This window comes from Pseudomonas silensiensis (assembly GCF_050434865.1).
GTDB classification, from domain to species: Bacteria; Pseudomonadota; Gammaproteobacteria; order Pseudomonadales; family Pseudomonadaceae; genus Aquipseudomonas; species Aquipseudomonas fluorescens_W.
The window spans coordinates 116,206-134,581 of sequence record NZ_JBNDJH010000020.1 but is presented as its reverse complement, the minus strand read 5'-3'; the positions used below and the strand labels follow the sequence as shown (position 1 = coordinate 134,581).

Below are 18,376 nucleotides of genomic sequence, written 5' to 3'. Positions count from 1 at the left end.
ATGGTAGTGTGGGGTTTCCCCATGTGAGAGTAGGTCATCGTCAAGATTAAATTCCGAAACCCCTATCTGCGTATGCAGGTAGGGGTTTTGTTTTGTCCGCAGGAAAGTGGCGTGGCGAACAAGGGACAGTCCATCCGCTGTCCCAGGTTCCAGTAGCATCGTCAATGGAACCACCCGACGATCTACATGGAAAGTCCGTCATTGCTGTGCCTTACTCCAGACACAACTCATGGAGCGACGTCGATGCGGCGTAGAGGCACAAAATTCTGGTTGTGGACCAACACGCGGTTACCCCTCCATACGCATGAAGAGGTACTCAGCAATGGTCTGCACATCGAGGTGCAAGCACGGGTCAGTCATGAGGGGGTTACACAGGTATTTATAGGCGTCTACGACACTGACGGCTGGGCGATTTGCGAGGAGTTTCATGACCGCTACGCAGGTGAGCATTACTGTGTGGCGTTGAAGTGGGGGGCGCAGCGGGCGAGGGAAGTTGTGGCGGACACGCAGGAATTCGTCGCGCCGCACCGGGTGCAACTGACCTTGAGTCCGGTGATCACCGATGAGTCGGTACTGGCGCTGCGGCAGATGGAAATGACCGAGCGCGAGTCGTTGAAGCTCAGGTCCGAAGATGCCTGGTCGGAGTATATGGCTGCCAAGGCAGCCATGCTGGTGCTGATGCGCTCAACCAAAGTCGACCCCAAGGACTGGGCCGATCACAAGGATCGGCTCAGGCAGGCCATCGATCGACGAGCCTGCGTACAGCGCGCCTATCTGTGCTGACCCGCTCTCAGATCTGGGAGCGTCGAAGAGCCTCAATCGTTTCGATCAGCTCATCGTAGGACACCGGTTTTCCAATGTGCTGGTCAAAGCCCGATTGCCGTGATTTTTGAATGTCGCTGTGGGCGCCATAGCCGGTCAGTGCAATGGCTGGCACATCTTTGACCAGCGGCAACTGACGCAATGCGCTCATCAGCTCGTGGCCGTTCATGACCGGCATGCCCAAGTCAGCGATGATCAGGTCGAAACGGGTGCTTTTTGCCGCGGCCAAAGCCGCCACCGGACGGTCGAAGGCAATCACTTGCGCGTCTTCCATTTCCAGCAGCATTTTCAAGGTTTCCAGCACGTCAGCGGAGTCGTCGACCAGCAGGATCGTCAAACCGCTCAGCCGGCCTGAAGCTTCTTCGACCTGGGTCAGGGTTTGAGCTTCACCCTTGGTCTGGGCCAAGGGCAGATAAACCGTGAAGGTACAACCCGTTCCCACCCCGGCAGAGTTCACCTCAACCGTTCCCCGTTGGGCCTCGGTCAACTGACGGACCAAGGACAAACCGATCCCCAGACCCTCACGGTTGTGGCTGACGTGCTGCTTTTCAGCCTGGCCGAACAGGTCGAACACGTGATCGAGGTTCTCGGGTGCGATGCCTGTACCGTTGTCTTTGACATCCAGTCGCGCCATGTTTCCAACCTGGCAGGCGATCAATTGCACGCGGCCGTTGGAGGGCGTGAATTTCAGCGCGTTATTCACCAGGTTCCAGATGATCTGCTCCAGGCGCGTCGGGTCGGCATGGACCATCAAGGCGTCTGAAGGCACGTGTAGCTCGACGGTGGCATCGTGTCGGTCGTTGAGCACGACGGCGTGAATATCGCGCAACACACCGGCCAGATCGACAGCAATGGGTTTCAGTTTGAGTTTGCCGGTGCGCACCCGCGCCACATCCAGCAGATCATCGATGATCCGTGCCTGGCTGTTGACGGCGTCGCAGATGGTGTTGACGGCCTTGGCGGCCGGCGCCACCGACTTGGTCACCGGCAAGCGACGCAGCAGTTCTGCATTGAGCTGAATCAGGTTCAAAGGATGCTTGAGTTCGTGGGACATGACCGCGAAGAATTCATCCTTGAGATAGTTGGTGTTGCGCGTTTCGGCCAGTTGTTGGCTCTGTTCTTCATGCTGTCGCTTATGACCGGTCAGGTCGCGGGCGATTTTGACGTAGCCTTTGAGATTGTCGCCGCTAAGCAAGGTCACCTCGCCGCTGCAAAAGAAGCGGTTGCCGTCTTTGCGCACGTGCCAGCGCTCATCTTCGCTGCGGCCATGGGTGCGCACTGACAACAGTTCGTTTTCAGGCACCCCGGACGCACGATCTTCAGGCGAGAAAATGAAGTCGTAATAGGCGCCCTCGGCCTCAGCCTTGCTGTAACCGAAAATCAATTCGGCGCCTTTGTTCCAGGTAGTGATCACGCCCTGCTCATCGAGGGTGATGATGGCGTAGTCGCGAGTGCTTTCGGCGACCAGGCGCATGCGTTCTTCGCCCAGTCGCAGCTCTTCTTCAGCCGCTCGGCGTTTGGTGATGTCAATGAACGTCAGCACGGTGCCGTCGATGTGGTCTTCGCTGGAGCGATAGGGCAGCAGGCGGGCGATGTACCAGCGGTTGTCGGTGCTGCTGACTTCGCGTTCGATCATGTTTAGCGATTCGAACACCTGCGCCGCGTCTGCGACCAGGTCCTCGTAATGCAGGCGATGGGTAATGTCGAGCAAGGAGCGCCCGGTATCCACCGGCAACATGCTGAAGATGTCAGTGGCACGTGGGGTGAACCACTTGATACGCATGCCACGATCGACAAACACCGTGGCGATGTCGGTGGAGGCGATCAGGTTGGTCAGGTAGTCGTTGATCTTGTCGGTTTCTTCGACTTTGGTTTTCAGCTCGTAGTTGACCGTCAGCAGCTCTTCGTTGATCGACTGCAACTCTTCCTTGCTGGTCTCCAGTTCTTCGGTGGCCGAGCGCAGTTCTTCGTTGATGGCCTGCATTTCTTCGTTGGAAGCCTTGAGCTCTTCGCTGGAGACTTCCGATTGTTCGATGGTGTCCTGCAAGTGCAGCTTGGTGCGTTGCAGTTCGCGCTCAAGGTTGGACAGCACCTGGCTTTCGGTCTGTAGCACGGTGGTGGCCGCTCGTTCGGCAGGGTCGACCTCGACTTCCTCGAAAATCACCAGGACGTATTCGCCGTCCGATTCTTCATCCTTGTAGGGATGCGCGACCAGATCAATCAGGTAACTGCGCTTATCACGCTTGATTGGCACTTCGCGGGACTTGACCGGCAGGCCACTCTGCTGGACCTGGAACAGCGTTGTGCGGATTTCCAGGCGCAGTTCCGGAAGAATCAGCGTCAGCAAGTTGCGCGACAATTCACCGCCGACATGACGCAGGAAACGCCCGGCACTCTCGCTCATGTGCAGGATGTCGGCGTTGGCATCGACGATCACGCTCGGTGGTGCGGACTGTTCGAGGGCGCGTTGATGGATATCGCCAAATGACAATTTGCGCGGCGCGCTGCTTTGCGGGACCTGTTGGGACGTGTTGGTCCGCACATAACCCCCGCGCGGCATGGTCGGTGTACGCCGACTGTTGGCCGTGCCGGTCTTGGCGCGGAAGATCCGGTTGCGTTTATCCACTGGGGCGAACAATTCGTGGCACGCGTCCGCGCTCTCGGAAGATCCTAGGAACAGGAAGCCGCCGGGGCGCAGGGCAAAGTGGAACATCTGGAGGATTTCGCGTTGCACCTCGCGATCCAGATAGATCAGCAGGTTGCGGCAAACAATCAGATCGATCTGCGAGAAGGGCGGGTCGGACAACAGGCTGTGTTTGGCGAACAAAACCTTTTCGCGGATTTCCTTGCGGATTCGATAGTGATCGTCTTCCTTGATGAAATAGTGGCGCAGCCGCGAGGGTGGCACATCGGTGATGATCGCTTGTGGATACAGGCCGGCCCGGCCGACGCTGATGGCGCGTTCGTCGATGTCGGTGGCGAACAGCTGCATCGACGCCACGCTGGCGTCTAGTTGCAGTTGATCGTTGAGCAGCATCGCCAGACTGTAGGCTTCTTCACCCGTGGAGCAGCCCGCGGACCAGACCCTGATTTCTTCTTTTTCAGGTTGCGCGGACACGACAGCGCTGACCAGTTGCGGTACGACATCCCGCTCCAGGGCTTCGAAAGCCTCTCTGTCACGGAAGAAGTTGGTCACGCCGATCAGCATGTCGCCCAGCAGTGCCTTGGTTTCTTCGGGATTGTTCTGCAGATACTGGTAATAGGCACTCAGGTCCGACTGGCCGGTCACCTGCATCCGGCGTTCGATCCGGCGCAATACGGTGGCGCGTTTATAGTGTTTGAAGTCATGGCCGGTACCGGTGCGCAACTGAATCAGGATGTCGCGCAGCACTTGTTCGGCAAGTGCCGCGTCACGCTCGGACACCGCTGCAATGGTTTGCAGTTCCGGATCGTTGGCGGTGGGCAAACTGATTTCCCTGGAGTTGCGCCATAGCTCCAGCAGTTTTTGCGGCATTTCCACCACGGGCAGCACCAGGTCAACCATGCGGGTTTCGATGGCGGCGCAAGGCATGCCATCGAATTCGGCATCTTCCGGTGCCTGGGCCAGGGTGATACCACCTTGTTCCTTGATCCGTGACAAGCCAACCGCGCCATCCGAGCCGGTGCCCGACAACACCAGACAGAAGGCGCGCTCGCGGTGCACATCGGCCAGGTCGCGGAAGAACAGATCAATGGACGCGTGGCGTCCTTCGCTCGGGTCTGTGGCGCTGACCTCCAGAAAGCCATCGTTCATTGTCAGCCGTTGCGCCGGTGAAATGACGTACACCCGGTTTTTCTCGATGGCCACCGTTTCGGTCACCTGCAGAACCGGCATCTTGGTCGATTCCTGGATGATCTTGTCAGCGATGCTTTGGTGATCGGGGGATAGATGGAGAATGATCACGAACGCCATGCCATTGTCCTGGGGCATGTTTTCAAAGAACAGCTTGATCGCTTGCAGCCCGCCCGCCGACGCACCGATGCCCACCACCGGAAAGTCCAGGGTGCTGGGGCTCAGGGGCTTTCGCTCAGAATCCGTATCCGAGCGCTTGGGTGTGGTGGTCATGACTTCGGCCTTTAGCTGTGACGTAGAGCGTCTTGGTTTCAAGCGACAGGAAGCGCACTTCAATAAATCAGGATAATCCTGTTTTTTGATAACGCCTTCAAATATTTAGCGCGTACTAAACGGCATGACTTCTCAAGGGAACGGTACTACTGGCCGATAACCCGAACAGTCATGGTCTTCTTCTTAAACTGCCTGGAAATCTTCGATGCTGTCGTATCACCAAAAGCGTTTTTTGATCGTCGATGATTTCTCGGATTTCCGCAGTTCCGTCAGGTCCATGCTGCGCGAACTGGGCGTCAAGGATGTCGACACCGCCGACTCCGGTGAACAGGCGCTGCGTATGTGTTCGCAGAAGGCCTACGATTTCATCCTGCAGGACTTTCACCTGGGTGACGGCAAGAAGAATGGCCAGCAGGTGCTTGAAGATCTGATGATCGAGAAGCTGATCAGCCATGAGGCCGTGTTCGTCATGGTCACCGCCGAGACCAGTCAGGCGATGGTGCTCAGTGCGTTGGAACACGAACCCGATGCGTACCTGACCAAACCGTTCAACCGTTCCGGCCTGGCTCAACGGCTGGAGCGGCTGGAGCAACGCAAGACCTTGCTCAAGCCGATTCTGCAGGCCCTTGACCGGGGCAAACCGGTTGAAGTGCTCAATGCCTGCATCGCCCTGTGCAAGCAAGACATCCGCTACTCGCCGTTGTGCCTGCGCTACCGCGCCGATGCCTTGCGCGACCTGAATCAGAACGAGGCGCTGGAGCGTCTCTACGACAGCATCATTGCTGATCGGCCTTTGCCGTGGGCGTTTTCCGGCCTGGGCAAATTGCTGTTCAAGCGTGGCCAGGTCGGTCAGGCCAAAGGCGTGTATGAAAAAGCCCTGAAAGTGTTCCCGATGATGCCGGCGCTCTACGACGGCATGGCCGATGTGCTGGTCGCCGAAGGCGACACCAAGGCGGCCCAGAATGTACTGGAAGAGGCGATCCGTTTGTCGCCGCTGGCGGTGCGCCGGCAAGCGCAGTTGGGCAAGTTGGCAATGGCCAACGAAGATTTCGAGACCGCCTCCAAAGCCTATCGTCAGGCAGTGGCGCAGGGCGCGCAGTCACGTTTCAAGGATGCGGAGAGCAACCTTGGCCTGGCCCATGCCTTGATCAGTAAAGGCAGTGAAAAAGGCCTGGATACCCGGACTCGCCTGGAAATCAATACGACGCTGAGTGCGGTGGCCAAGGAAAACCCTGCCGACCCGGGTTTGCAGATTCGTGCGCGATTGATGAAAGCCACCAGCCTGTTGCTCAACGATGCCGAAACTGCCGAGAAGCTCACCGAGCAGGCGATGATGCGCCTCGATGGCATGGAACAGTTCATGAGCGCCGAAGCAGCGCTGCTGGTGGCCAAGCAACTGCAGATGCTCGGGCAGGCCAGCGCCGGTGCCTCGATGTTGAAAAACTGCGCGGAAATCTACGGCGACGACCCGACGGTGATGAAGGGCATCGCCAAGTTGACCGACGATCCGACCATTCTCAACTCTGGCAACGCCGCTGCGGACCTCAACCGTCAGGGCGTGCGGGTGTACAAGACCGGTGACCTGGTGGAGGCGCGGCAGGTGTTCCGCAAAGCCCTGGCGCTGCAACCCAAGAACATCAGTATCGCGCTGAACATGGCGCAGTCGCTGCTGCATGGCACCGACACCAGTGTCCCTTCGGCGGAGCTGGAGGAATGTCGGACGTGCCTGAAGATGGTCGGCCTGATGCCCGACACCGATGCACGTTTTCCCCGTTATCAGAAGTTGCGAAGCAAGGCGTTTGGCGAATGAACGACAGCGAACAGGCACTCGATTTTTCCACGGTGATTGCCTCCACCGTGCACGACATGAAGAACTCCCTGGCGATGCTGATGCAGGCCCACAGCCAATGGTTGGCGCGCTTGCCGGATCCGCAGCAGCATACCCCGGAGCAGGGGGTGATCGAATTCGAGTTCGCGCACCTCAATGGCATGCTGGTGCAGTTGCTGGGGCTGTACAAACTCGGCGTCAACCAGATGCCGTTGCAACCGGCCTACCATGAGCTGGATGACTTCATCGAAGCGCAATTGGCCTGCCACCAGGACGTGTTTGCCAGTCGCGGCATCATGGCGACCTATGAAGTAGACCCGTTGAGCCCTCTGGGTTTTTTCGACCGGGAATTGATCGCTTCGGTGCTGGGCAACAGCATCAACAACGCCATTCGTTACGCCCGTCACGCAGTGTTGATCAGCGTCAGCGATGAAGCCGGGCAACTGGTGCTGACCGTCAACGACGATGGCGAGGGTTATCCACCCGAGATGATCGAGCGTCAGGCCGATTACGTGCAGGGCATCAACCACAGCAGCGGAAGCACTGGTCTTGGCCTGTACTTTGCCGGGCGGATTGCCGCACTCCATCAACGCAATGGCGTGGGCGGACGTACCGACATCAGCAATGGCGGCCCGCTGGGCGGCGGGGTGTTCAGCCTCTATCTGCCCTGACCGGTTCTTTTTGTTGGCCGCTGCTTGATATTCCGAACAGGCGGAGCCTATTTTGTACGGTCGCCGTTCGCGGCTCGCACAACAACAAAGGATTGCGTCATGACAACCGATGGCCATCGCTCACTCGCACAGCGATTGACGGGCATTGATGAGATTGAATGTGTCACGCCGGATTTGAATGGCGTGCCCCGTGGCAAGGTAATGACCGCCGAAGGCTTTCTCGAGGGCCGGCGTTTGCAGATGGCGCGGGGAGTGCTGCTTCAATGCATCATGGGCGGATATCCGCCAGCGCGCTTTTACGGCAGCGATGATGGCGATCTGGCGCTGGTGCCCGACCCTGCACAGATCCATCGCTTGCCGTGGAGCAAGCAGCCGCGAGCCTTGGCCATTTGCGATGCGGACGAGCTGACCGGTGGAAGCTCGCCGCTGTCGACCCGCGGCCAGCTCAAAGCCGTGATCGCGCGTTACGCGGCCCTCGGCCTGGCACCGGTGGTGGCGACCGAGGTGGAATTCTTTGTGTTTGCGCCCAACGCCGACCCGACTCAACCGTTCCAGCCGCCGCTGGGCCTGGACGGTCGTCGCGAGGACGGTCAATCGGCGTTCAGTATCAGTTCCAATAATGGTTTGCGACCGTTCTTCAGTGAGGTCTACGCCTGCATGTCGGCCCTGGGCTTGCCGCGCGATACCTTCATGCACGAGATGGGCGTCAGCCAGTTCGAGATCAACCTGCTGCACGGCGACCCGCTGCTGCTGGCCGACCAGACACTCCTGTTCAAACATCTGCTTAAAGAAGTCGCGCTCAAGCATGGCCTGACCGTGGTTTGCATGGCCAAGCCGCTGGCGCACACGCCGGGCAGTTCGATGCATATTCACCAGAGCATCATCGAGATCGGCAGCGGGCGTAACGTGTTCAGCGACAAGGCGGGTGAGCCGACCGCGACCTTCCGTCATTTCATCGCGGGTCAGCAGGCCGGCATGGCGGATTTCACGGCGTTATTCGCACCGAACGTCAACTCGTATCAGCGCTTGTGCCATCCGTATGCGTCACCGAATAATGCCTGCTGGTCCTACGACAACCGTGCAGCCGGATTGCGTATTCCAGCCAGTTCGCCCGCCGCTCGTCGGGTCGAAAACCGCTTGCCGGGGGCTGATGCAAATCCTTACCTGGCGATCGCCGCCAGCCTTGCCTCAGGGTTGTATGGCATTGAACACAAACTGGAGCCGAGCGAGCCGATCCAGGGTGAGTTCGAAGTGCCGGACAATCTTTCGTTGCCGTGTACCTTGCATGCGGCTCTTGAGCGTCTGAAACGTAGTCAATTGGCGAAGGAACTGTTTGGCAAGGAATTCATCGAAGGCTACGTCGCCTCGAAGACCATGGAGTTGACCAGCTTCTTTGATGAAATTACTCCCTGGGAACGGCGTGTTTTAGCGGCCCAGGCCTGACGATCCGTCGACATCAGGCTATCGTTTGTCGTTAGCCTGAAACTCACTGCAAGGAGCCGCTCGGAACGCCGATGCGCCAAATCTGGAAACCCTTTCGAGCGCTATATTTTGCCTCGCTGATGATGTTGATCGGCTCTGGCCTGTTGAGTACTTACCTGGCCTTGCGCCTGGCCGCCGACCACGTCGACAGCCTGTGGGTCGGTGCGTTGATGGCAGCCAACTATTGCGGCCTGGTGCTGGGTGGCAAGATCGGCCACCGGCTGATAGCCCGGGTCGGGCACATTCGCGCCTATTCGGCCTGCGCCGGGATTGTCGGTGCGGCGGTGCTGGGCCATGGCCTGGTGGACTGGTTGCCTGCCTGGATCTTCCTGCGGGTCATCGTCGGCCTCGGCATGATGTGTCAATACATGGTCATCGAAAGCTGGCTCAATGAGCAGGCCGAAGCCTCGCAGCGCGGCACGGTGTTCAGCGGCTACATGATCGCCTCGTACCTGGGGCTGGTGCTGGGTCAATTGATTCTGGTCATGCACCCGGGCCTGGGGCTTGAGCTGCTGATGCTGGTCGCCTTGTGCTTCGCGCTGTGCCTGGTGCCGGTGGCCCTGACTCGCCGGATTCACCCGGCACCGTTGCACCCGGCCCCGATGGAGCCGCGCTTCTTCATCAAGCGCGTGCCGCAGTCGTTGAGCACGGTGCTGGGGGCGGGACTGATCATTGGTTCGTTCTACGGTCTGGCACCGCTGTATGCCTCGCAGCAAGGGTTGTCCACGGAGCAGGTCGGTCTGTTCATGGGTAGCTGCATTTTTGCCGGCTTGCTGGTGCAATGGCCGCTGGGCTGGCTGTCCGACCGTTATGACCGGGCGCTGTTGATCCGCTGTTTTGCCCTGGTCCTGGCGCTTACCGCGTTGCCGCTGGCAATCATGCAACAGGTACCGCTGGAGATTTTGTTTATCACCGGGTTCTGCTGTTCGCTGGTGATGTTCTGTCTGTATCCGCTGGCGGTGGCGTTCTCCAACGACCACGTCGAGGGTGATCGTCGGGTGTCCCTGACAGCGATGCTGTTGGTGACCTACGGTGTCGGCGCCAGTATCGGGCCGCTGGTGGCCGGGGTGCTGATGAAACTGTTCGGCAGCCACATGCTCTATGCCTTCTTCAGTTTCTTCGCGTTGGTGCTGGTGTGGCGAATTCGCCCGAAAGCGGTGACCAACCTGCATCAGGTCGACGATGCACCGCTGCATCACGTCGCCATGCCGGACAGTATGTCGAGTTCGCCGTTGGTGGCTTGCCTTGACCCGCGGGTCGATGAGCAGGTGGTGCAAGACCAGATGCAGAACCCGATCAACCCTGAGCCGGACCCGGAACCTGAATCGGAGCCCGAAACCGATCCGCCGCCCGAAGATCCTGATGCACCTCGCGAACCAAGTTTTACCGAGGCCAGGCCTTAAATCCAACGCATAAAAAAACGGGCAGTCACCGCAAGGGACTGCCCGTTTTCTATTGAAGCGACTTATTACATGTCGTCTTTGTCGAAGCGCCGCGCTTCGCGCTGAAGCTGATAGACGAACCGCTCGACCTGCCGCTGCACCAGCCCGCTCATGTTGTGAAAGCGTACGCCGGCGAAGGTGGTGGAGATTCTTTCTTCGAAGTGCAGGTAACGCAGCTCGACGGGGGCCGTCATGTTGCCAAAGGGCAGGGCGGCGATGAAGCGGTCATAGACCTGGCCCAGTTGCAGGCTGCCCGTGATGTCGCCTTCGAAGCGCAGCTTGCAGCCGGTGGCGGAGATATCCAATAGCTTGCCGCTGATCGGCGACTTGAGTTTTTCACCACCCAGATCGACGTTGACCAGTTGTGCCAGCTTCAATGCTGCGCGGAATGCATTACGACGCTGGTGGTAAACCACCTCGGAGGGCAGGGCGCCACGGTAGCAACGACCGCCACCGGATTCGTCGATGGTCAGCGGGCCGTTGCTTTCCCAGGCAATGCGCACGCCGTCGTGAAAGCCTTCGACCTTGAACGGTTCGCCGGCGAGCAGGAAGCGTTCACCATCGCGGGGGATCATTTCGTCCAGGGCAATCATGTTGCTGTCACGGTCAAGGTCCACCAGATAACTCTGGAAGCGCTGGCTGCGCTCATGGAACGTGATGATCAGCGGATCATGGCTGTCTTGCAGCTGGCGCAGGTTGCCGGAGATCTCCAACGGCGTGGTGAGCACCTTGGGTGGCTGCGGAGCATCATCCGCGCTTAAGGCATTGAACACGGTTCATCAATCTCCAGACAAAATATGACTACGGCTGGCCAGCATATTGCCAGTATGTTGCGCGTCTTGATAGTGCGCGCTTTGCAGCAGGCTCAAGCCTGACTGAGCGGGCGTGGCTTCGCAAGCATGGAGGTTGATCCGCGTGCATCATAGAGCGCTGGCGGCTCGCCGCCGTTGAGGATTTTCAGCTGATTGGCCGTCGCGGCCTGTTGCACCAGGATTGACTGGCCATTCTTGACGTTGGCCGCCTGGCACTGAGCCAGAAGATCGGTCAATACATCGCTCTGCTCCAACAGCTGATTGCCAATGCTCGAATGGCTGGCAAGTTGCTCCAGGCCGTTGCGATTGGTCGGCAGGTTGAGGCTGGCGAGGATTTCACTGCGCTTGCGGCCATGCTGATCGAGCAAAATGATCAATGCCTGTTTCTGCGCCAGAATTTCTTCGAGCAGTGGCATGTCGCGACCGTGCAAGGCGAGGGACTCGGTCTGCAGTAACTCCAGCAAGTGCTGTGCTGGAGCGAAATCGTCGGTGATCAGTTGCAGTAAATTAGTGTCGTGCATGGCTGGCCTTGGGTTTTAAGCGTCCAAAAGCCTGGCGCAGGCCTTGGCCTAGCGCTGGGCTTCGAAGTTGAGCAGTTTGCTGGCTACACGGTTGCTGTCGACTTTATAGCTGCCATCGGCAATCGCTGCTTTCAACTCGGCCACGCGGGCGTTGTCGACGGCAGGCTGATCACGCAGCTTGTCAGTGACCTTCTGCAACTGTTGAGCCTCATTGCTGAGATGTACCGATTCCCCGCTTTTGACGGTACTGGCCTGTTCGGCCGGGGTATTCAGCGGTGCGGGTTTGCCGGCTTCGACGGTTTCCTTCGCGGTGCTGGTACGTGTACTACCGGTAAGTGACGAGGAACTGTTTAAACGGCTGAAATCGATGACCATGACAAAAAAACCTCTGGGTATTTGGACGCTTGCCATGTTTTCGGCCATACCCGGGAAAACTTTAGGCCCAATTATCAATGAGCTTGCGCGCGTCAGCGCTTGCCCTGCATAGGGCACAGTCTAGGGAACAGTCGAGTGGCGCGCCACTTCTTCACAAGCAGAGAGTTCTACATGGCCACTTCCACCTGGCCGGGCGCGATGACTTGCGCCTTGATGACCCGCTGGGAATTGAGGTTTTTCACCCGGATCTGTTCGCGCATGCCGCCGTTGGACAGCGCTTCACCCGGCATGCGCACGCTGAGCGTTCCACTGCGGGCGGTAATCACCACCTGGTCGCCCTTGCTGATGACTTCTGCCTGTTCCATGTGCACCAGGGTCATGACCTGGTCGGCGACCATTGGTCGGGTAAGTTTCTGCCCGATCGCCTGATCGACGGAAGTCAGGTAACCCTGGCTGATCAGGCTGATGTCACGCTCGCGCAGGGTCACATCCTGGGGCTCGACGATACCGGCGCGTCGCAGCGGACGGGTGGTGGTCACAATGTCGCGAAACAGGCGCACTTGAGCGGGTACGAAGACCGTCCAGGGCGACGCGCCCTCGCAGCGCACCTTGACGGTAACGCGCCCCAGCGGCGTGGCCGGGCTCTCCAGGGACGCTGTCAATTCCTTGTCACACATGGGCATGCGCAGCCGCGGATCCAGCTGCTTGACCTCGATCTCGTAGCGGCCTTCCGTTTGACTGGTTGCCAGATAGTCCTCTACGGTGAATTCAAGAAAGCCCTGAGTGACGCCGATAAGCATGTCAGGCAAGGTAACCGCGTCAGCAAGGGCAGGGCAGCCAGCGTTGAACAGGCAGACGGCCGACACCGCGCAAAGCAATTTGCGGGCGATTGATGTCAGGCGTCGGAAAAATGTCGGTTCTGTGTTCATAAGAGTTAAAAAGCAAGCGCCGTGCCGTTTAGTGATAATGCGCGTCGCAACACACTTAAGCGTTGGTGTAGGAGTCTGTGCATGGCTGGGGTAATGGATTCGGTAAACCAGCGCACGCAACTGGTAGGGCAAAATCGCCTTGAGCTGTTGTTGTTCCGTCTCGACGGCCAACAGCTGTATGGGATCAACGTGTTCAAGGTTCGGGAGGTGCTGCAATGCCCCAAACTGACGCTGATGCCAAAATCCAGTCCTGTCGTGTGCGGTGTGGCAAATATTCGGGGGGCGACCATTCCGATTCTTGATCTGGCCATGGCGACCGGTTCCGGTGCGCTGAAAGATCAAAGCAATCCCTTCGTGATCATTACGGAGTACAACACCAAGACCCAGGGTTTCCTGGTGCGGTCGGTGGAACGCATCGTCAACATGAATTGGGAGGAGATTCATCCGCCACCCAAGGGCACGGGGCGCGATCATTACCTGACGGCTGTGACTCGGGTCGACAATCAGTTAGTCGAAATCATCGACGTCGAGAAGGTGCTGGCAGAAGTGGCGCCGACACCGGAAGCGATTTCCGTTGGCGTGGTGGATGTCGACACCCAGCACAAGGCGCTCTCTTTGCGAGTACTGACGGTCGATGACTCGTCGGTGGCGCGCAAGCAGGTGACCCGTTGCCTGCAGACGGTCGGTGTCGAAGTGGTGGCGTTGAACGACGGTCGGCAAGCGCTGGATTACCTGCGCAAGCTGGTCGACGAGGGCAAGAAGCCGGAAGAAGAGTTCCTGATGATGATTTCCGACATCGAGATGCCGGAGATGGACGGGTACACCCTCACGGCCGAGATCCGCAACGACCCTCGCATGCAAAAGCTTCACATCATCCTGCATACTTCGTTATCGGGTGTATTCAATCAGGCGATGGTCAAGAAAGTCGGTGCCGATGACTTCCTTGCCAAATTCCGTCCTGATGACCTGGCATCCCGGGTAGTCAACCGGATCAAAGCAGCAGACATCAGCTAGGGGCCTTTTGCCCCTGGCGGTTTATACGATTTAAGAGGCGGCATCTTTGTCTACGGGTAATTTGGATTTCGAACAGTTCCGGGTCTTCCTGGAAAAAGCCTGTGGCATTTTGCTCGGTGAAAACAAGCAGTACCTGGTCTCGAGCCGTCTCAACAAACTGATGGAACAGCAAGGCATCAAGTCCCTGGGTGAGCTGGTCCAGCGCATCCAGACCCAGCCTCGCAGCGGTTTGCGCGAGATGGTGGTGGATGCCATGACCACCAACGAAACCCTGTGGTTTCGTGACACCTATCCGTTTGAAGTCTTGAAGAACAAGGTGCTGCCGGCAGCGATCAAGGCCGCCCCTGGCCAGCGTCTGCGGATCTGGTCGGCGGCCTGTTCATCGGGGCAGGAACCGTATTCGCTTTCGATGTCGATCGATGAGTTCGAGCGCGTGAACATGGGCCAGTTGAAGATGGGCGTGCAGATCGTTGCCACCGACCTGTCCGGCACCATGCTGACCAACTGCAAGACCGGCGAGTACGACAGCCTGGCCATCGGCCGTGGCCTGTCGCCCGAGCGCCTTCAACGTTACTTCGACCCGAAAGGGCCGGGGCGTTGGGCTATCAAGGCACCGATCAAGAGCCGGGTGGAGTTTCGCTCGTTCAACCTGCTGGACAGCTACGCGAGCCTCGGCAAGTTCGACATCGTGTTCTGCCGCAACGTGCTGATCTACTTCTCTGCCGAGGTGAAGAAGGACATCCTGTTGCGCATTCACAGCACGTTGAAACCAGGCGGTTATCTGTTCCTCGGTGCTTCCGAGGCGCTGAACGGTTTGCCGGATCATTACCAGATGGTCCAGTGCAGCCCGGGGATCATTTACCAGGCGAAGTGATTGGTTAGCGGCACACAAAAAACGGGAGTCCTCAGGGGCTCCCGTTTTTTTATGCCTGATGATTTCCCAGCCCCACTAACAAAACCCTTGTAGGAGTGGTGGTGTTCTTGCAGGGGTGATAGCGGCAGAAAAGCGGCAGGCGGCGGAAATCTGTTGCCGCTTTTCTGGCATTGCCACTTTGCCACTGCCCGCAAAGCCCCGGTTTACGGGCTTTTTTGAATTGGCACGACGCTTGCTATGTCCATGTTACGAAAAATCAGGTCAGCCGAAGGTTTCCGACATGAGCATCAGTTTCGATAAAGCGCTCGGTATCCACGAACAAGCCCTGGGCTTCCGCGCTCAGCGCGCCGAAGTCCTGGCCAACAACATCGCCAACGCCGACACCCCGAACTACAAGGCTCGGGATCTGGACTTCTCGAAAGTGCTTGCCGAGCAGAACGAAAAGACCAAGAGCGGCACTTTCGCCTTGAACATGACCAACAGCCGTCATATCGAAGCCGAAGGCCTGGGCAATGGCGACGAATCGCTGCTGTATCGCACGCCGATGCAACCGTCGATCGACCAGAACACCGTGGACGCCCAGCTTGAACAGTCGAACTACGCGGAAAACGCGGTCAACTTCCAGGCCAGCTTCACCCTGCTCAACAGCAAATTCAAAGGGCTGGTGTCAGCCCTGCGCGGAGAGTAAGCCATGTCTCTATCCAGTGTTTTCAACATTGCCGGTAGCGGCATGAGTGCCCAGACCACTCGCTTGAACACCGTCGCCAGTAACATCGCCAACGCCGAGACCGTCTCGTCGAGCATCGACCAGACCTACCGTGCACGGCACCCGGTTTTCGCCACCATGTTCCAGGGCGGCCAGAGCGGCGGCAGCGATTCGCTGTTCCAGAACCAGGATGCGGCCGGTCAAGGCGTGCAAGTGCTGGGCGTGGTCGAAGACCAGAGCAACCTTGAAGCGCGCTATGAGCCGAACCATCCGGCGGCCGACGCCAAAGGCTACGTCTACTACCCGAATGTCAACGTGGTGGAAGAAATGGCTGACATGATTTCCGCGAGCCGTTCGTTCCAGACCAACGCCGAAATGATGAACACCGCCAAAACCATGATGCAAAAGGTCCTGACCCTGGGTCAGTGATAAGGGGCGACTCAGATGAGTGTTACCGATACCACGAGTGGCATTAGCCTCAAGGACATCCTGGCCAACTCCTCGATCAAGACCAACACCAGTGCCGATGGCCTGGCGGCGGCAACGAACAGCGCCACCGGCAGCAAGGCCCTGGGCAAGGATGCGTTCCTGCAGTTGCTGGTCACGCAACTGAAAAACCAGAACCCGCTGGAACCGCAGGACAACGGCGCGTTCGTCGCCCAGTTGGCCCAGTTCAGTAGCCTGGAAGGCATCACCTCGCTCAACACCACCGTGAGTGGCCTGGCCAGCAACTACAACTCGTCCCAGGCGTTGCAGGCGTCGTCGCTGGTCGGGCGTTCGGTTATTGCACCGGGCAGCAAGGCTGTGGTCGATACCTCCAAGAGTTTCAGCGGCACCATTGCCGTACCGGCGTCGGTGGACCCGGTCAAGGTCAATATCACCAATGCCGATGGCAAGGTCGTCCGCACCATCGACCTGGGCAGCGAGGTCGCCGGTACTTCGACTTTCATCTGGGACGGCAAAAACGATGCAGGCGAAGTGGCCACGGCGGGTACCTATACCTTTGGCGCTACGGCGACCTACGACGGCAAGGCGACCTCGCTGGTGACGTACCTGCCGGCCACCGTCAACAGCGTGACCATCAGCCAGACCGGCGGTGAGTTGATGCTCAATCTGGCCGGGGCGGGCAGCATCGCCCTGTCCAAAGTACAAACTATTGGTATGTAGAGCCGACTAACACGGCACAAAGGAGTGGAATATGTCTTTCAATATCGGCCTTAGCGGTCTCTATGCAGCCAACAAACAACTGGACGTGACCGGTAACAACATCGCCAACGTCGCGACCACCGGTTTCAAATCGTCCCGTGCGGAATTCGAAGACGTTTACTCGGCCACCAAACTGGGTTCCGGCAGCAAAACCATCGGTAACGGCGTGCGCCTGGCCAACGTTTCCCAGCAGTTCACCCAGGGCGACGTCAACAACACCGGCAACGTGCTGGACATGGGGATCAACGGTTCCGGCTTCTTCGTGTTGAGCGAGAACGGCTCGATGTCCTACACCCGTGCCGGTACGTTCAAGGTCGACAAGGACGGTTACGTCACCAATAGCGATGGCTCTGCGCGTCTGCAGGGTTATGGCGTGGACGCCAATGGCAAGATCCTCAATGGTGTATTGACTGACCTGCGCATCGATACGTCGAACCTGGCGCCAAAAAACACCTCCACGGTGTCGTCGACGATCAACCTGAACTCCACAGCGACCATCATCGACCAGACTATCAATCCGTTTGACCCGTCCAAGGAAGCGTCCTTCACCAAGCAGTTCAGTACCCCGATTTACGATACCCAGGGTAACCAGCACATCATGGATCAATACATGGTCAAGACTGCTGACAACACCTGGAAGACCTACACCCTGATCGAGGGGCGCAACCCGGATGGCAGCGACCCTACGCTTACGCCTCCTGTCGCTTCGACCATGGCGTTCGATTCGTCAGGCAATCTGGTTTCCGTCACCACTCCAGCCGTCCCTTTGCCGATTGTCAGCCCTGACCTGAAAGTCACGGGCTGGGTTCCGGGTACCGTGACCAATGGCGTGTGGACAGCCAACGGCGCTGCCTCCGGCGTCGTTACGGTCTCGATGGACAAAACCACGCAGTACAACGCTGACACCGCGCGTTCGATTCCTACGCAGAACGGCTACGCCACCGGCCAGATCACCAACCTGACCATCGACACCAGTGGTGTCATGCTGGCCAACTTCAGCAACAGCCAGACCAAGCCCATCGGCCAGATCTCGCTCGCCAGCTTCACCAACGAACAAGGTTTGCAAGCGATAGGCGGCACCAGTTGGAAAGAAACCTACGCGTCGGGTATCCCGGGCTACGATGCGGCGAACACCGGTACTTTGGGCGAGATCAACTCCAACTCCCTGGAAGAGTCCAACGTCAACCTGACCAATGAACTGGTCGACCTGATCAAGGCGCAGAGCAACTACCAGGCGAACGCCAAGACCATCTCGACCCAGAGCACCATCATGCAGACCATCATTCAGATGACCTGATGCGGGTTGGCTGAAAGCGCTGCACAAAGAGCCCCTCGCAAGAGGGGCTTTTTTATGGCCGGGATTTGTCCCTGGCGTAGACATCTTGGTTATCGGTGCTGGCCTCATCGTCGGAACGCCGCCCGGAGCAGGCTCACTCCTACAGTTGATCGCATTCCTCCAAGCCAACTCGGTCTCCTGTAGGAGTGAGCCTGCTCGCGATGGCGTCAGCCCGGGCATCACTTTCCTGGAGGCAAAAGAAAACCCCCGACCCATCCAGAGGATTGATCGGGGGTTTCAGGTAAGCGCCTTT

General features: G+C 58.4%; 16 protein-coding genes. 11 read left to right on the top strand and 5 right to left on the bottom strand.

The genetic code is table 11. The features are described from left to right. Positions 1-243: 243 nt before the first annotated feature. The gene (locus tag QF010_RS24905) at positions 244-783 is read left to right on the top strand and encodes a hypothetical protein (protein ID WP_033055226.1); all 540 of its coding nucleotides are present in this window, start codon (positions 244-246) and stop codon (positions 781-783) included. A 7-nt stretch (positions 784-790) separates the two neighbouring features. Here QF010_RS24905 and QF010_RS24900 read toward each other — a convergent pair whose 3' ends face one another. Beyond that, positions 791-4,927, bottom strand: a complete 4,137-nt coding sequence (locus QF010_RS24900) for a CheR family methyltransferase (RefSeq protein WP_429534139.1) — start codon at positions 4,925-4,927, stop codon at positions 791-793. Between the two features lie 205 nt (positions 4,928-5,132). On the opposite strand from QF010_RS24900, the gene QF010_RS24895 reads away from it, so the two are divergent. The 4 genes from QF010_RS24895 to QF010_RS24880 all read left to right on the top strand — a co-directional run bounded on the left by QF010_RS24895 (position 5,133) and on the right by QF010_RS24880 (position 10,311). Next, a complete protein-coding gene (locus QF010_RS24895) occupies positions 5,133-6,737 on the top strand; it encodes a response regulator (protein WP_429534138.1) in 1,605 nt (534 codons plus the stop codon). After that, positions 6,734-7,426, top strand: coding sequence for a sensor histidine kinase (locus QF010_RS24890; RefSeq protein WP_033055230.1), 693 nt, complete (start codon positions 6,734-6,736; stop codon positions 7,424-7,426). Before QF010_RS24895 ends, QF010_RS24890 begins: the two co-directional genes overlap by 4 nt. Before the next feature lie 201 nt (positions 7,427-7,627). Continuing rightward, positions 7,628-8,869, top strand: coding sequence for a glutamine synthetase family protein (locus tag QF010_RS24885; protein WP_197281715.1), 1,242 nt, complete (start codon positions 7,628-7,630; stop codon positions 8,867-8,869). Positions 8,870-8,940: 71 nt separating this feature from the next. Further along, positions 8,941-10,311, top strand: a complete 1,371-nt coding sequence (locus QF010_RS24880) for an MFS transporter (protein ID WP_033055233.1) — start codon at positions 8,941-8,943, stop codon at positions 10,309-10,311. 65 nt (positions 10,312-10,376) lie between these two features. Here the strand turns inward: QF010_RS24880 and QF010_RS24875 are convergent, their stop codons facing one another. From QF010_RS24875 to flgA, 4 genes are all read right to left on the bottom strand, one after another. Continuing rightward, positions 10,377-11,123, bottom strand: a complete 747-nt coding sequence (locus tag QF010_RS24875; protein ID WP_033055234.1) for a flagellar brake protein — start codon at positions 11,121-11,123, stop codon at positions 10,377-10,379. A gap of 92 nt (positions 11,124-11,215) precedes the next feature. Further along, positions 11,216-11,683 (bottom strand): flagella synthesis protein FlgN, encoded by a 468-nt coding sequence (locus tag QF010_RS24870; RefSeq protein ID WP_033055235.1) that lies wholly within the window; start codon positions 11,681-11,683, stop codon positions 11,216-11,218. 48 nt (positions 11,684-11,731) lie between these two features. Next, on the bottom strand, positions 11,732-12,058 hold the full coding sequence (flgM, locus tag QF010_RS24865; RefSeq protein ID WP_033055236.1) for a flagellar biosynthesis anti-sigma factor FlgM: 327 nt from the start codon (positions 12,056-12,058) through the stop codon (positions 11,732-11,734). Positions 12,059-12,225: 167 nt separating this feature from the next. After that, entirely contained in the window at positions 12,226-12,987 is a 762-nt protein-coding gene (gene flgA, locus QF010_RS24860; protein ID WP_033055237.1) for a flagellar basal body P-ring formation chaperone FlgA, read from the bottom strand. Between the two features lie 81 nt (positions 12,988-13,068). Between flgA and QF010_RS24855 the strand changes: the two genes are divergently transcribed. The 6 genes from QF010_RS24855 to flgE all read left to right on the top strand — a co-directional run bounded on the left by QF010_RS24855 (position 13,069) and on the right by flgE (position 18,084). Continuing rightward, positions 13,069-14,001, top strand: a complete 933-nt coding sequence (locus QF010_RS24855; protein WP_033055238.1) for a chemotaxis protein CheV — start codon at positions 13,069-13,071, stop codon at positions 13,999-14,001. Positions 14,002-14,047: 46 nt separating this feature from the next. Continuing rightward, the gene (gene cheR, locus QF010_RS24850; RefSeq protein ID WP_008147958.1) at positions 14,048-14,875 is read left to right on the top strand and encodes a protein-glutamate O-methyltransferase CheR; all 828 of its coding nucleotides are present in this window, start codon (positions 14,048-14,050) and stop codon (positions 14,873-14,875) included. 280 nt (positions 14,876-15,155) lie between these two features. Then, positions 15,156-15,563 carry a flagellar basal body rod protein FlgB gene (flgB, locus tag QF010_RS24845; RefSeq protein WP_007980125.1) on the top strand — a complete coding sequence of 136 codons (408 nt, stop codon included), beginning with the start codon at positions 15,156-15,158 and terminating at the stop codon, positions 15,561-15,563. A 3-nt stretch (positions 15,564-15,566) separates the two neighbouring features. Then, the gene (gene flgC / locus QF010_RS24840; protein ID WP_007937507.1) at positions 15,567-16,010 is read left to right on the top strand and encodes a flagellar basal body rod protein FlgC; all 444 of its coding nucleotides are present in this window, start codon (positions 15,567-15,569) and stop codon (positions 16,008-16,010) included. A gap of 15 nt (positions 16,011-16,025) precedes the next feature. Beyond that, positions 16,026-16,748, top strand: a complete 723-nt coding sequence (gene flgD, locus QF010_RS24835) for a flagellar hook assembly protein FlgD (protein ID WP_033055239.1) — start codon at positions 16,026-16,028, stop codon at positions 16,746-16,748. A gap of 31 nt (positions 16,749-16,779) precedes the next feature. Beyond that, on the top strand, positions 16,780-18,084 hold the full coding sequence (gene flgE / locus QF010_RS24830; protein WP_429510844.1) for a flagellar hook protein FlgE: 1,305 nt from the start codon (positions 16,780-16,782) through the stop codon (positions 18,082-18,084). The last annotated feature ends 292 nt before the right edge of the window (positions 18,085-18,376 follow it).

What these genes read in the sequence shown, in the direction of transcription:
- QF010_RS24905 (WP_033055226.1), top strand. Translation starts at nt 244, where the DNA reads ATGCGGCGTAGAGGCACAAAATTCTGGTTGTGGACCAACACGCGGTTA.
- QF010_RS24900 (WP_429534139.1), bottom strand. Translation starts at nt 4,927, where the DNA reads ATGACCACCACACCCAAGCGCTCGGATACGGATTCTGAGCGAAAGCCC.
- QF010_RS24895 (WP_429534138.1), top strand. Translation starts at nt 5,133, where the DNA reads ATGCTGTCGTATCACCAAAAGCGTTTTTTGATCGTCGATGATTTCTCG.
- QF010_RS24890 (WP_033055230.1), top strand. Translation starts at nt 6,734, where the DNA reads ATGAACGACAGCGAACAGGCACTCGATTTTTCCACGGTGATTGCCTCC.
- QF010_RS24885 (WP_197281715.1), top strand. Translation starts at nt 7,628, where the DNA reads ATGACCGCCGAAGGCTTTCTCGAGGGCCGGCGTTTGCAGATGGCGCGG.
- QF010_RS24880 (WP_033055233.1), top strand. Translation starts at nt 8,941, where the DNA reads ATGCGCCAAATCTGGAAACCCTTTCGAGCGCTATATTTTGCCTCGCTG.
- QF010_RS24870 (WP_033055235.1), bottom strand. Translation starts at nt 11,683, where the DNA reads ATGCACGACACTAATTTACTGCAACTGATCACCGACGATTTCGCTCCA.
- flgM (WP_033055236.1), bottom strand. Translation starts at nt 12,058, where the DNA reads ATGGTCATCGATTTCAGCCGTTTAAACAGTTCCTCGTCACTTACCGGT.
- flgA (WP_033055237.1), bottom strand. Translation starts at nt 12,987, where the DNA reads ATGAACACAGAACCGACATTTTTCCGACGCCTGACATCAATCGCCCGC.
- QF010_RS24855 (WP_033055238.1), top strand. Translation starts at nt 13,069, where the DNA reads ATGGCTGGGGTAATGGATTCGGTAAACCAGCGCACGCAACTGGTAGGG.
- flgB (WP_007980125.1), top strand. Translation starts at nt 15,156, where the DNA reads ATGAGCATCAGTTTCGATAAAGCGCTCGGTATCCACGAACAAGCCCTG.
- flgC (WP_007937507.1), top strand. Translation starts at nt 15,567, where the DNA reads ATGTCTCTATCCAGTGTTTTCAACATTGCCGGTAGCGGCATGAGTGCC.
- flgD (WP_033055239.1), top strand. Translation starts at nt 16,026, where the DNA reads ATGAGTGTTACCGATACCACGAGTGGCATTAGCCTCAAGGACATCCTG.
- flgE (WP_429510844.1), top strand. Translation starts at nt 16,780, where the DNA reads ATGTCTTTCAATATCGGCCTTAGCGGTCTCTATGCAGCCAACAAACAA.